The following is a 13,542-nucleotide window of genomic DNA, read 5'->3' as shown; positions in this document are numbered from 1 at the left end:
CAGAAGCATCGACGCTGAAGATCCTGACACCGGGGTAATCCGTGAAAAAGCTCTCCGCACGACGACGCCACCCGCTGGCGGCGGTCGTCGTCCTACTCCTCGCGCTGGCGGCCACCGGGGGGCTGTACACCGCGTTCGCGCCCGCGGACAAGGCACAGGCCGATACAGCCGCCCAGTCCCTCGCCATCGACGAGGGCAAGAAGCTCTACGCCGTCGGCTGCGCCAGCTGCCACGGCACCGGCGGTGAGGGCTCGACCGACGGTCCCAGCCTGGTCGGCGTGGGCGCCGCGGCCGTCGACTTCCAGGTCGGCACCGGCCGCATGCCCGCCCAGCAGCCGGGCGCGCAGGTTCCGAAGAAGAAGGTCATCTACTCGCAGGCGGAGATCGACCAGCTCGCGGCGTTCGTCGCCTCGCTGGGCGCCGGTCCGAACGTGCCGACCGAGGAGCAGTACAACCCCGAGGGCGCGGACATCGCCGAGGGCGGGGAGCTGTTCCGTACCAACTGCGCGCAGTGCCACAACTTCACCGGCAAGGGCGGCGCGCTGACGAACGGCAAGTACGCCCCGACGCTGGAGGATGTCGACCCGAAGCACCTCTACGAGGCCATGCAGACCGGCCCGCAGAACATGCCGTCCTTCCCCGACACCACGCTGACGGAGAAGAACAAGAAGGACATCATCGCGTACCTCGACGCGGTCAACAGCGACGACTCGGAGAGCCCCGGTGGACTGGAGCTGGGCGGCCTCGGGCCGGTCAGTGAAGGCCTCTTCGGCTGGATCTTCGGTCTCGGCGGTCTGATCGCCGTAGCCGTGTGGGTCGCCGCCCGGACCGCAAAGGCCAAGAAGTCATGAGTAGCCAAGACATCCCAGAAGAGAACCTGCCCGCCGAGCGGGCCGCCGACGAGCACGCGCACGGCGACGTGAGCGTGCCGGACGAGAAGCATCCGTTCGCGGATCCCGGTCTGCCGCCGCACGAGCACCGCATCCAGGACATCGACGAGCGGGCCGCCAAGCGGTCCGAGCGCACGGTCGCCCTGCTGTTCACGCTCTCGATGCTGGCCACGGTCGGTTTCATCGCGTCCTTCGTGACGATCCCGGCCGACCGGATCGTCTACATCTTCCCGCTCGGTCACATCAGCGGTCTGAACTTCGCCCTGGGCATGACGCTCGGCCTGGCGCTGTTCTGCATCGGCGCGGGCGCGGTCCACTGGGCCCGCACCCTGATGTCCGACGAGGAGATGGCCGACGAGCGGCACCCCGTCGCGGCGGAGCCCGAGGTCAAGGCCAAGGTGCTGGCCGACTTCAAGCAGGGCGCGAAGGAATCCGCGCTCGGCCGCCGCAAGCTCATCCGCAACACGATGTTCGGCGCGCTGACCCTGTTCCCGCTGTCCGGCATCGTCCTGCTGCGCGACCTCGGTCCGCTGCCGGAGGACAAGCTGCGGCACACGCTGTGGTCCAAGGGCAAGCTGCTCGTCAACGTGAACACCGACGAGCCGCTGCGTCCCTCCGACGTCGCCGTGGGCTCGCTCACCTTCGCCAAGCCCGAGGGCCTGGAGGAGCACGACCACGACTTCCAGACCGAGATCGCCAAGGCCGCCCTGATGATCGTCCGGCTCCAGCCGGAGAACATCAAGGACAAGCAGGAACTTGAGTGGTCCCACGAGGGCATCGTGGCGTACTCGAAGATCTGCACCCACGTCGGTTGCCCGATCTCCCTGTACGAGCAGCAGACGCACCACGTCCTCTGCCCGTGCCACCAGTCCACCTTCGACCTCTCCGACGGTGCCCGAGTGATCTTCGGCCCGGCCGGTCACGCCCTTCCGCAGCTGCGTATCGGTGTGAACGACGAGGGCTATCTTGAGGCGCACGGCGACTTCGAAGAGCCCGTCGGTCCTGCCTTCTGGGAGCGCGGATGAGCACTACGACCACCCCGAACCCCTCGGGCGCCGGCGCGCCGGGACGTTCGCGAGAGAAGGCACCGGCCGGCGAGAGGGTCGCCGACTGGGCCGACGGCCGGCTGGGGATCTACTCCCTGGCCAAGGCCAACATGCGCAAGATCTTCCCGGACCACTGGTCCTTCATGCTGGGCGAGATCTGCCTCTACAGCTTCCTGATCATCATCCTCACGGGTGTGTATCTGACGCTGTTCTTCCACCCCTCGATGAACGAGATCGAGTACCACGGAAGCTATGTCCCGCTCCAGGGACAGCTGATGTCGGAGGCGTTCGCCTCCACGGTGGAGATCAGCTTCGACGTCCGCGGCGGTCTGCTCATCCGGCAGATCCACCACTGGGCGGCGATCGTCTTCCTGGCCGGCATGTTCGTGCACATGATGCGCGTCTTCTTCACCGGCGCGTTCCGCAAGCCGCGTGAGATCAACTGGCTGTTCGGCTTCCTGCTGTTCGTCCTGGGCATGTTCACCGGGTTCACCGGTTACTCGCTCCCGGACGACCTGCTCTCCGGCACCGGTGTCCGCTTCACCCAGGGCGCCATCCTGTCGATGCCGATCGTCGGCACGTACATCTCGATGTTCCTGTTCGGCGGGGAGTTCCCGGGCGGCGACTTCGTCGCGCGGTTCTACTCGATCCACATCCTGCTGCTGCCCGGCATCATGCTGGGGCTCGTGGTCGGCCACCTGATCCTGGTCTTCTACCACAAGCACACCCAGTTCGCGGGCCCAGGAAAGACCAACAAGAACGTCGTCGGCATGCCGCTGCTGCCGGTCTACATGGCCAAGGCCGGAGGCTTCTTCTTCCTGGTCTTCGGGTTCATCGCCATGCTGGCCGCGGTCGCGTCCATCAACCCGATCTGGGTGCTCGGGCCCTACCGGCCGGACCAGGTGTCCACGGGCGCCCAGCCCGACTGGTACATGGGCTTCGCCGAGGGTCTGATCCGCGCCATGCCGGGCTGGGAGATCAACTTCTGGGGTCACACACTGGTCCTCGGTGTGCTCATCCCGCTGGTTGTCTTCGGACTCTTCCTGGCAATCATCGCGCTCTACCCGTTCATCGAGTCCTGGGTCACCGGGGACAAGCGCGAGCACCACATCCTGGACCGCCCGCGCAACGCCCCGACCCGTACGGCCTTCGGTGTCGCCTGGGTCACCGCGTACATGATCATGCTGATCGGTGGTGGCAACGACATCGTCGCGACCCACTTCCATCTGTCGATCAACGCGGTCACCTGGTTCGTCCGGATCGGGTTCTTCCTCGGACCGGTGCTCGCGTTCATCGCCACCAAGCGGATCTGCCTCGGCCTCCAGCGCCGGGACAGGGACAAGGTGCTGCACGGCCGCGAGTCGGGCATCATCAAGCGCCTGCCGCACGGTGAGTTCGTCGAGGTGCACGAGCCGCTCAGCCAGGAGGCCATGCACACCCTCACGGCGCACGAGCAGTACCAGCCGGCCGAGATCGGCGCGACGGTCGACGAGAACGGTGTCGAGCGCAAGGTGAAGGGCCCGCAGAAGCTCCGCGCCAAGCTCAGCACCGCCTACTTCGGTGAGGACGGCCAGATCCCGAAGCCGACCGCCGAGGAGTACAAGGAGATCACCAGCGGCCACGGCCACCACTGATCACCAGCTGTTCGCCACGGCAGGAGCCCCGTCCATTGCATGGACGGGGCTCTTTGCCGTCCCGGGGGCTGGATAGGGTGGACCCGTCCTTGACCCCGCACGTCCACGAACACGAACCCAGGAGCGGCAGATGAGTGCTGTGACCCCCGCTGGAGGCGACTTCGCGGCGGGCCGTTCCTGGCCCGTCCTCCTGAACGGTCTGCTGGACGGCCGCGACCTGAGCGCCGACGACACGGCCTGGGCGATGGACCTGATCATGCGGGGCGAGGCGACCGACGCGCAGATCGCCGGGTTCGCGGTGGCCCTGCGGGCCAAGGGCGAGACCGTCGAGGAGATCTCCGGCATGGTGCGCACGATGTACGCGCACGCCAACGTGATCGAGGTGCCCGGCGACACCGTCGACATCGTCGGCACCGGCGGGGACGGGGCGAAGACCGTCAACATCTCGACGATGTCGGCCGTCGTCATCGCCGGTACGGGTGCCAAGGTCGTCAAGCACGGAAACCGCGCCGCGTCCTCCGCGTCCGGCGCCTCGGACGTCCTCGAAAAGCTCGGCGTCAACCTGGAGCTGACCCCGCGACGGGTGGCCGAGGTGGCCGAGGAGGCCGGGATCACCTTCTGTTTCGCGGTGAAGTTCCATCCGGCGCTGCGGCACGTGGCGGCGGCGCGCGGGCAACTGGGCATCCGCACCACCTTCAACTTCCTCGGCCCGCTCACCAACCCGGCCCGGGTGAAGGCCCAGGCGGTCGGGGTCGCGCACGCGCCGATGGCGCCCATCGTGGCCGGGGTCCTCGCCGAGCGCGGCAACTCCTCGCTGGTCTTCCGCGGCGACGACGGCCTCGACGAGCTGACCACCACGGCCACGTCCCGGGTGTGGGTCGTCCGGGACGGCAAGGTGCGCGAGGAGGCCTTCGACCCGCGGGACGTGGGGATCGAACTGGTGCCTGTGGAGGCGCTGCGGGGGGCTGACGCGTCGTACAACGCGGATGTCGCGCGACGGCTGCTGGGGGGTGAGCGGGGGCCCGTGCGGGACGCCGTGCTGCTGAACTCGGCGGCGGCGCTGGTGGCGCTCGCGCCGGGCTCCGGTTCGCTCGCTGAGCAGATCCGGGCGGGGATGGCTCGGGCCGCGGAGGCGATTGATTCCGGGGCGGCGCTTCGGACGCTGGAGCGGTGGGTTGCTGCGACCCACCGGTAGCCGGTCGGGTGCGGGCCGGTGGGGGCGGGCCCACAAGATTGCGCCGTTCCCCGCGCCCCTAAAAGCCAAAAGATTGCGCAGTTCCCCGCGCCCCCGGATATCCGGGGGCGCGGGGAACTGCGCGACGGGGGTCGGGGGCGGAGCCCCCAGGTGGTGGCCGGCGCCTGCCGCGTCCCGGTATCCGGACGGCGGTGTTGCGGTCACATCATCGTGTGGCAAGATGCTGGCAGGTCATGAGTGACAGTCAACAGGCCCCGGCCGACTGTCCGGCAACCCTCCGTCCGTGGCGGGGTGCCCCGGGTGAAGACCAGGTCGTAGGCAGTGAGGTCTACGGCAAGCGCGGACCCCTCACCGCTCGCTGGAGCGGACACACCAGGGGTCCTGGTCGTTCGAGGGAGCCTTTCATGAGCAAGCGAATGCGATAGGGCGCCGAGCCCCACTTCCGCGTACCCCTTTCCTCTTCACTTTCCTGTGCCGAGCCCTGTCCGCCCGCACAGTGACTTCGCCTGCCTCATGGGAGCTCGCCATGTCCGTCTCCACCGCTGCCGCCGACCTGTCCGCCCGCTGTGACACCGCCGGATCCCTGCCCGTGCTGGGACGGGACGTCACCGTTCCGCTCGTGACCGGCGGCGAGGTCACCTACGCCGCTCTCGACTACGCCGCCAGCGCCCCCGCCCTTCAGCGGGTCTGGGACGACGTGGCCGCGTACGCCCCGTACTACGGCAGCGTGCACCGCGGGGCCGGGTACCTGTCCCAGCTCTCCACGGACCTGTTCGAGAACGCCCGCAGGACCGTGGGCGAGTTCCTCGACTGCCGCGACGACGACGAGGTCGTCTTCACCCGGTCCACCACCGACTCGCTCAACCTCCTCGCCGCCGCCCTGCCCGCCGGCTGCCAGGTCTTCGTCTTCGAGACCGAGCACCACGCCTCGCTGCTGCCGTGGCAGGACGCCCGCGTCACCTACCTCAACGCCCCGCACACCCCGGGCGAGGCCGTCGCGACGCTGGAGCGGGCCCTCGCCGGACGCGACCCGCACGGTCCGGCCCTCGTGTGCGTCACGGGCGCCTCGAACGTCACCGGCGAACTGTGGCCCGTACGGGAACTGGCCGCCGCCGCTCACGCGCACGGCGCCCGGATCGTGCTCGACGCTGCCCAGCTCGCGCCCCACCACCCCGTGTCCGTGCAGGAGTTGGACGTGGACTGGGTCGCCTTCTCCGGCCACAAGCTGTACGCGCCGTTCGGCTCGGGCGTGCTCGCGGGACGCTTCGACTGGCTGCGCGAGGCCGACCCGTACCTGGCCGGGGGAGGTGCCTCGCGGAAGGTGTCACGGCGTACGGACGGCGGCGTCGACGTGGAGTGGCACGAGAGCGCCGCACGGCACGAGGCCGGGTCGCCCAACGTCATCGGCGCCTACTCCATCGCCTCCGCCTGCAAGGCCCTCACCGAGGCCGGCTTCGACACGCTCGTCGCCCGTGAGCAGCAGCTCGTGACCACCGTCCGGCAGGGTCTCGCCGAGGTGCCCGAGGTCCGGGTGCTCTCGCTCTTCGGTGACGACGCTCCGCGCGTCGGCGTCATCTCGTTCGTCGTCGAGGGCTGGAACAGCTCGCACTTCGCCGCCGCGCTCTCCGCCGAGTACGGCATCGGCGTCCGCGACGGGCTCTTCTGCGCCCACCCGCTGGTCCGTACGCTCCTCGGCAGCGACCCGCAGTCCCAGGGCGAGTGCGGCGCCCCCGAGGCCACCCCCGGCGAGAAGTCCCTGAACGCCATCCGCGTCAGCTTCGGCGTCGGCACCCCCGACGAGCACGTGACCCGCTTCGTGGGAGCGGTCAGGGAACTCGTGGCGAACGGCGCCAGCTGGAACTACCGCACGGAGAACGGCCGCTGCGTCCCGGCGGCGTAGGGGATGGGCCCGTCAGAAGCCCCCTAGTTGTCGCCGCCGATGGCGAACGCCGCCTCCAGGTCGTGCTGCGAGTACGTCCGGAACGCCACATGCGTATCCGTCCCCTCGACCCCCGGAATCTTGCTGATCATGCCGGGAATGACATCCGCCAGATCGTCATGGGCCTTCACCCGGACCATGGCGATCAAGTCGTACGTCCCGGTCACGGAGAACACCTCGCTGACGCTGTCCAGCGCCGCGATCGACTCGGCGATCTCGGGAATCCGGTCCACGCTGGTCTTGATGAGCACGATCGCGGTGATCACGGCTGGTTTTCTCCCTCGGTGGCCGGCGCTGGGGATTTCACTCTAGCCGGACGCCCGTACCGCACCCACGCGTAGAGGAACCCGGCGGAGAAGCCCAGCAGGTGCGCCAGGTAGGCGACCCCGGGGCCCTGCGACGCGCGCCCCGCGGCCAGCCACTGCAGGGACACCCAGAACGGCAGCACCACCCACGCGGGGAACCGCAGCGGAAGGAAGAAGAGGAACGGGAAGAGACTGGTCACCCGGGCTTTGGGGAACAGGTACAGAAACGCGCCGAGGACCGCGGAGATCGCCCCCGACGCGCCGACGAGGGTCTGCGCCGAGTCGGCGTGGGCGCCCGCGTAGCCCAGCAGGGCGAGGTAGCCGCAGCCGAGGTAGAAGAGGGCGAACCCGACGTGGCCCATCCTCTCCTCGGCCATCGCCCCGAAGACGTAGAGGAAGAGCATGTTCCCCAGCAGATGCAGCCAGCTGCCGTGCACGAAGAGCGCGGTGGCCGGGGTGCCGAGAGCCCGCAGCGTCCCCTGGAACAGTTCGACGGGCACCACGCCCCACCGTTCGAAATAGGCCCGCTGCGCGGAGAGAAGCTCGTCACCGGTGCCGTACGAGGGACTGAGCCCCGAGGCCGGACCGATCACGAAGAGCGCGCAGCACAGGGCCATCAGTCCGTAGGTCACCGGAGCGGGGTGGCTCCGGATCGCCCTGACCGTTCTGACCGTCCTGTTGCCGGGTGCACCCCAGTTGCCGAGCATGAACAGAGCATGACGTAACGGGACCGAACCGCACAGAGCGCCTCGCCGCTCCCGGTGGACGGGCGTCGAGTACCCGCCAGGCCGTAGGGTTACGAGCCACACGCTCCGGGGAATCCGGTGCGTCACGAGGACTTACGGAAAGAGAGCGACTGCCACGATGACGGTTCCCCTCCCGACGGCCGAGACCCGGTGGCGCTGCACGCTCTGCGGCAACCTCACGCGATTCGATGTGACCCGTTCGTCGAAGGTCGTCGAGTACGTACATCTGGACCTGGCCGGGGAACCCGAGGTCGAGGAGCGCAACGTGGTCAGTGAGACCATCGAGTCCGTGCGCTGCCGCTGGTGCAACGCGGTGGATCAGGTGGAACTGGTGGACAGGCCGGGCGCCCGCTCCTGACAGGAGCCGGCCCCGCACGGACGATGGGGTGAAGGATGGTGGAGACCACAGGCGGTGAGCCGGACGACGGCGACGCCGAAGTGCTCGACCGTCCGCTGCCCGACGGGGTGCGCCGCAGGGTCGTACAGATCGTGTCGGACGGGTTCGGCGGGCTGACCGTGGCCGAACTGCCCACACAGCTGAGGCAGTACGCCCGGTTCGCCCCCAATCGTCGTGCCAAGTTCGCGGGGACCGCGATGGCGGCGGCCATGGAGACCGATCCGATTTTCAGACAGCGCATCGCCGAGAAGCTCAGAGACGCGCAGCCCGAGCTGGCAGGCGCTCTCGACTCCGGCTCGCCGCCCCCGGCCGCGGACCCGCTGGACGTGGCGGCCGCGGCCTATGTGCTGCGCCCCACGGGCTGGGTCAAGCTGGTGACCGCTGCCGGTGAGGAGGCCCTGCGGGCGGACGCCGAGCGTGCCGACGACGAGAGCCGCATCGAGCTGGAGCGGCTGCGCGAGGAGCTCGCCGAGGCCCGCGGGCAGACCCGGACCGAGACGGAGCGGCTGCGCACCGAACTCGACGCGGCGAAGAAGGAGGCGGAATCGCTTCACCGCAAGCTGCGCGGGGCTTTCAGCGACGTCAAACGGGGTGAGGCGGCCCTGCGCAAGCTGCGCGGTGAGATGGAGGCCGTGCGGGGCGAGGGGCAGGCCCAGGTGTCCGCCGCCGAGAGCGAGAGCCGGCGGCTGAAGCAGCGGCTCGGTGAGGTCGAGGGCTCCCTGGAGGCCACCCGCCGCGCGGCGCGCGAGGGGCGCAGCGTCGAGGACATGCGCGTGAGGCTGCTCCTCGACACCGTGCTCGAAGCCACTCAGGGGCTGCGGCGCGAACTCGCCCTGCCGCCGGTGTCGGTGCGGCCGGCGGAGACCGTGGACGCGGTCGAACCGGGGCGGATGACACCGAAGGACATCGCGGCCCGGGCGCTGTCCGACAGCGATCCCGCCGTCCTCGACCAGCTGCTCGCGCTGCCGCAGGCGCATCTGGTCGTCGACGGGTACAACGTCACCAAGACCGGCTATCCGCAGATGCCGCTGGAGAAGCAGCGGCTGCGACTGCTCGGTCAGCTCTCGCAGCTCGCCGCGCAGACCGGCGCCGAGGTCACCTGTGTCTTCGACGGGGCCGAGCTGGCCGCCCCGGTGCTGCTCGCTCCGCCGCGCGGGGTGCGGGTGCTGTTCTCCAAGCCGGGTGTCACCGCGGACGAGTTGATCCGTCAGCTGGTGCGGGCCGAACCGCCGGGACGGCCCGTCATCGTCGTCTCCACGGACCGCGAGGTGGCCGACGGCGTGGCGAGCGCGGGCGCCCGGCCGGTGGCCTCCGCGGTGCTGCTCAAGCGGCTTTCGAGGGGTTGAGACGCGCCCGTCGTGGGCATCCTCGCGGCTTCGGTGATCCGCGATCGTCGTTCTGTCCCGTACGCCCCATAGGTCTCGGAAGCGACAAGAGCAACACATGGCCGTCTTGCCCGACTTGGCGAAACCTTCACGCGACGTAGCGTCAAGATGGCATTACTGCGCGTGAGTTGATGGCAAAGAATGCGCTCGGTGACCGAGATTTTTCCGGGGAGGATTTGAACTGATCACAGGTGGTCACTAGGGTCAGGCGTCGAACCTCCGCTCGGGTGATCACTCATTGGGAGTGACGGTGGAGGGGCACCGCCAACCGGCGTCTTCGGTGGGCGGCTGAGGTAATGAAGGAGCTCGCCTCCGTGGCGTCCCACCGTCGACCGAAGCAGCCGAGCCGCACCCGGGTGACCGTGCTCACCACCGCCGCCGCTGCCGCCGTTGCTCTCAGCTCGCAGGCTGCCAACGCCGCGCCCAGCGAGAAGCCAAGCAAGGGCGAGGTCAAGGCCAAGGTCGACGCGCTCTACGAAGAGTCGGCGCTGGCCACGGACAGGGCCAACGGCGCTGAGGAGAAGCAGGAGAAGCTGGAGAAGGAGATCGACACTCTCCAGGACCAGGTCGCCCGCGGCCAGGACGATCTCAACTCCATGCGTGACGGCCTCGGTCTGATGGCCAGCTCCCAGTACCGCACGGGCGCCGTCGACCCCTCCGTCCAGCTGTTCCTCTCCTCGGACCCGGACGACTACCTCGACAAGGCGTCCGCCATCGACCAGTTGAGCACTCAGCAGGTCGAGGCGCTGAAGAAGGTCCAGGACAAGCAGCGGGTCCTCGCCCAGCAGCGCCAGGAAGCGGCCGGCAAGCTCAAGGAGCTCTCCGACACCCGCAAGACCCTGGGGCAGAAGAAGAAGGAAGTCCAGGAGAAGCTCGCCAAGGCGCGCCAGCTCCTCAACACCCTGACGGCCGCGGAGCAGGCGGCCATCAAGACCGCCGACACGCGCGCCAGCCGCGACGCCGGTGACCGCGTCGAACTCGGCGACGAGGCGCCCGCCTCCGACCGCGGTGCCGCGGCGCTCGCCGCCGCGAAGACCCAGATGGGCAAGCCGTACGTGTCCGGTGGCAGCGGCCCCAACTCCTACGACTGCTCCGGTCTGACGCAGTGGGCGTACAACCAGGCCGGTCAGTCCATAACCCGGACCACCTACACGCAGCAGAACGACGGCGTGAAGATCGGCCGCAGCGCCCTCAAGCCCGGCGACCTGGTCTTTTTCAACAACCTCGCGCACGTCGGCCTGTACGCCGGCAACGGCGTTGTCCTGCACGCGCCGAAGCCCGGCACCGTCGTCCGGCTTGAGTCGATGAGCACGATCGGCTCCTTCCAGTTCGGTGTCCGCGTCTGATCCGAGCGCCTCAGGGTTTTCCTGAAGGCCGGTCGCCACGCCGCCCGAACGGGCGAATTCCGGTGACCCCCGCTGACCCCACGCCCCGCCCATGACCTGCGTCTGAGGCGGGGCGTCGCGTTGTGTACACGTATGGCTCTTTGGTCACCGTGTAGTCGCGCGACTACTGTCTGGCGCGTTTCCCCCAACTCCGGGGGTCCGTCAGCGGAAGGGAGTGCGGCTTCCTGTGGGGTCCCATCGCCGCCTTGCACCGTCCGGCTTCGACCGGGGCGCCCGAGGCGCCACCCTGTGTGTACTGACCGTCGCGGCCTCGGCCCTCGGCGTCCTGCCGGCCGGCGCCGCGCCGCGCGACGACAACCGCGCGGAGGTGGAGCGCCTGTACGAGGAGGCGGAGCACGCCACCGAGTCGTACAACAAGGCCGACGAGCGCGCCGACCTCCTGCACGACGAGGTGGACAAGGCGCGGGACCGGATCGCCAGACAGCAGGACCGCATCAACACCATGCGGGACGCGCTCGGTTCGCTCGCCGGGGCCCAGTACCGCTCCGGCGGCCTCGATCCCTCGCTGGCGCTGATGTTCTCCGACGACCCCGACGAGTACCTGGACAAGGCCGCGGCGCTCGACCGGATCAGCGCCCGCCAGGCAGGGGAGCTCAGGAAACTCCAGACGGCCATGCGCGACCTCGCCCAGGAACGTGCGAGGACGACCGGCAAGCTCGCCGAACTGGACAGGAGCCGCGAGGCCGTCGCCCGGCACAAACGCACCGTCGAGCGGAAGCTGTCCAAGGCGCGGCAGCTGCTCAACTCGATGCCGGACGCCGACCGCGCCGCCTACGACCGGACGTCCCGCTCCGGCCGGACCCCCGACCTCAGCGGCGCCGTTCCGTCCTCGGGGCGCGCTGCCGCCGCCGTCGCCGCGGCCCGCTCCGCGGTCGGCCGCCCGTACATCTGGGGGGCCAACGGGCCCTCCGGCTTCGACTGTTCGGGCCTCACCCAGTGGTCGTACGCGCAGGCCGGTGTCGGTCTGCCGCGCACCTCGCAGGCCCAGGCGCACGCCGGGCGGCAGGTGCCGCTCTCGCAGGCGCAGCCCGGTGACATCGTCACCTACCGGGACGACGCCAGCCATGTCGGGATGTACGTGGGCGACGGCCAGGTGGTCCACGCGCCCTACCCGGGCGCCCCGGTGCGCTACGACCCGGTGGGCATGATGCCCGTCTCGGCCGTGACGCGCCCCTGACGCGCCCCTCACTGCACGGCACGCGCGCCGTACGATCAGGATCGTGGCTGGTCGTGGACGTGCGCCGAAGAGGATCGTGGGGCTGTTGCTGGCGGGCCTGACGGGTCTGGCGGGTCTGACGGGTCTTGTCGGCTGCGGCGGGTCCGCCGGGACCGACGCCGCGTCCGCCGATGTCCGGCAGGTACTGGACCGGCGGGCGGCGGCGGTGCGTGACGGCAGCGAGAAGGCCTACGTGGCGACGGCGCCGCCCGGCTCCGTCGCCGCCGCCGAACGGGCCGAGGCGCGCACCGGGTTCAGGAACCTGCGGGCGGTCCCGCTGAGCGACTACGCGTACCGCGTGACCGGCTTCCACCGCTCCGGCGACCGCGCCACGGCAGACGCGGAGCTGCGCTACCGCTTGGACGGCTACGACAGGGCGCCCGTCGTCACCGCCCGCACGCTGAGCCTCACCCGCACCGAGGGGCGCTGGTACGTGAGTGATGACCGGCCCGCAGGTGACGCGAGCCCACAACTGTGGGAGCAGGGGCCCGTGGTGGCCGTACGCGGCGAGCACAGCCTCGTCCTGGGGGTCGGGCAGTCCCGCGGCACGCTGAGCCGTTACGCGGGCCTTGCCGACCGCGCGGTGCCCGCGGTACGGGAGGCGTGGGGGGAGGAGTGGCCGGGGCAGGTCGTCGTCCTCGTACCGAAGTCGCTGGCGGGCATGGCGGAGCTGCTGGGGGCGCCCGCGTCCGGGTACCGGGGGATCGCGGCGGTCACCACGGGCGAGGTGAGCGAAGCGACATGGGGGTCCCCCCAACCGGAGGCCGTGGGAGGTTCCGGGCAGGCGCCCGCCGACCGGATCATCGTGAACCCGGACGCGTACGGAGTGCTGGGATCCTTCGGCCGGCAGGTCGTGCTCACGCACGAGACGACCCATGTCGCGACCCGCGCCTCGACTTCGGCGGCGACCCCGCTGTGGCTGTCGGAGGGGTACGCGGACTGGGTCGGCTATCGGGGCACCGGCCGTACGGCGGCACAGGTCGCGCCCGAGCTGACGCGCGCGGTGCTGGACGGACGCGTGCCGGACGCGCTGCCCGAGGACGGGGACTTCGGGTTCGGCGGGGACGCGGGGAAGCTGGCGCGGGCGTACGAGAGCGGGTGGTCGACCTGCCGGATGATCGCCGAGCGGTGGGGCGAGGTACGGCTGGGGGAGTTCTACCGGGCCGTGGGGGCGCACGAGAAGCGTGCGGGCGCGGTGGAGGCGGGGCTGCGGCAGGTCCTGGACACCTCGCCGGAGGAATTCACGCGGCTGTGGCAGGGGTATCTGCGGGACCGGCTCGCGTGACGGGCGGGGGCCTGTCTGCCGCTCGTTTCGGGCTCTCTTCCTGGGCGCTCGTCCTGGGCACTCGCCCGGTCGCGATGGCCGGGCGGAGCGCCCGGTGC

At 70.1% G+C, this 13,542-nt stretch carries 12 protein-coding genes and 1 riboswitch; of the genes, 10 read left to right on the top strand and 2 right to left on the bottom strand.

Features of this window, described 5'->3' with window-relative positions:
- Positions 1-41: 41 nt before the first annotated feature.
- From ACIOKD_RS08940 to ACIOKD_RS08920, 5 genes are all read left to right on the top strand, one after another.
- Positions 42-851 carry a c-type cytochrome gene (locus ACIOKD_RS08940; RefSeq protein WP_402080228.1) on the top strand — a complete coding sequence of 270 codons (810 nt, stop codon included), beginning with the start codon at positions 42-44 and terminating at the stop codon, positions 849-851.
- Positions 848-1,915, top strand: a complete 1,068-nt coding sequence (locus tag ACIOKD_RS08935; protein ID WP_402080225.1) for a Rieske 2Fe-2S domain-containing protein — start codon at positions 848-850, stop codon at positions 1,913-1,915. Before ACIOKD_RS08940 ends, ACIOKD_RS08935 begins: the two co-directional genes overlap by 4 nt.
- A complete protein-coding gene (locus ACIOKD_RS08930) occupies positions 1,912-3,570 on the top strand; it encodes a cytochrome bc complex cytochrome b subunit (protein ID WP_402080222.1) in 1,659 nt (552 codons plus the stop codon). The genes ACIOKD_RS08935 and ACIOKD_RS08930 overlap by 4 nt, the downstream gene beginning before the upstream one ends.
- A 130-nt stretch (positions 3,571-3,700) precedes the next feature.
- Positions 3,701-4,765 carry an anthranilate phosphoribosyltransferase gene (trpD, locus tag ACIOKD_RS08925; protein WP_402080219.1) on the top strand — a complete coding sequence of 355 codons (1,065 nt, stop codon included), beginning with the start codon at positions 3,701-3,703 and terminating at the stop codon, positions 4,763-4,765.
- A 229-nt stretch (positions 4,766-4,994) separates the two neighbouring features.
- A riboswitch (SAM riboswitch) is annotated at positions 4,995-5,111 on the top strand.
- A gap of 180 nt (positions 5,112-5,291) precedes the next feature.
- The gene (locus tag ACIOKD_RS08920; RefSeq protein ID WP_402080217.1) at positions 5,292-6,665 is read left to right on the top strand and encodes an aminotransferase class V-fold PLP-dependent enzyme; all 1,374 of its coding nucleotides are present in this window, start codon (positions 5,292-5,294) and stop codon (positions 6,663-6,665) included.
- 23 nt (positions 6,666-6,688) lie between these two features.
- On the opposite strand, the gene ACIOKD_RS08915 is transcribed toward ACIOKD_RS08920, so the two are convergent.
- Both ACIOKD_RS08915 and ACIOKD_RS08910 read right to left on the bottom strand, forming a co-directional pair.
- Positions 6,689-6,970 (bottom strand): Lrp/AsnC family transcriptional regulator, encoded by a 282-nt coding sequence (locus tag ACIOKD_RS08915; protein ID WP_107017436.1) that lies wholly within the window; start codon positions 6,968-6,970, stop codon positions 6,689-6,691.
- On the bottom strand, positions 6,967-7,716 hold the full coding sequence (locus ACIOKD_RS08910; RefSeq protein WP_402080214.1) for a rhomboid family intramembrane serine protease: 750 nt from the start codon (positions 7,714-7,716) through the stop codon (positions 6,967-6,969). Before ACIOKD_RS08910 ends, ACIOKD_RS08915 begins: the two co-directional genes overlap by 4 nt.
- Positions 7,717-7,873: 157 nt before the next feature.
- Between ACIOKD_RS08910 and ACIOKD_RS08905 the strand changes: the two genes are divergently transcribed.
- From ACIOKD_RS08905 to ACIOKD_RS08885, 5 genes are all read left to right on the top strand, one after another.
- The gene (locus tag ACIOKD_RS08905) at positions 7,874-8,113 is read left to right on the top strand and encodes a hypothetical protein (RefSeq protein ID WP_402080211.1); all 240 of its coding nucleotides are present in this window, start codon (positions 7,874-7,876) and stop codon (positions 8,111-8,113) included.
- Positions 8,114-8,148: 35 nt separating this feature from the next.
- A complete protein-coding gene (locus tag ACIOKD_RS08900) occupies positions 8,149-9,498 on the top strand; it encodes an NYN domain-containing protein (protein WP_402080208.1) in 1,350 nt (449 codons plus the stop codon).
- Between the two features lie 353 nt (positions 9,499-9,851).
- A complete protein-coding gene (locus ACIOKD_RS08895) occupies positions 9,852-10,883 on the top strand; it encodes a C40 family peptidase (protein WP_402080205.1) in 1,032 nt (343 codons plus the stop codon).
- 226 nt (positions 10,884-11,109) lie between these two features.
- On the top strand, positions 11,110-12,120 hold the full coding sequence (locus tag ACIOKD_RS08890; RefSeq protein WP_402080203.1) for an NlpC/P60 family protein: 1,011 nt from the start codon (positions 11,110-11,112) through the stop codon (positions 12,118-12,120).
- Positions 12,121-12,163: 43 nt separating this feature from the next.
- A complete protein-coding gene (locus ACIOKD_RS08885; RefSeq protein WP_402080201.1) occupies positions 12,164-13,444 on the top strand; it encodes a hypothetical protein in 1,281 nt (426 codons plus the stop codon).
- The last annotated feature ends 98 nt before the right edge of the window (positions 13,445-13,542 follow it).

Origin of the sequence: Streptomyces sp. NPDC087844, assembly GCF_044742785.1 — a bacterium.
Classification (GTDB): Bacteria; Actinomycetota; Actinomycetes; order Streptomycetales; family Streptomycetaceae; genus Streptomyces.
Note: the sequence above shows the minus strand (reverse complement) of the source record. Positions and strands in the feature narration are given on the sequence as shown.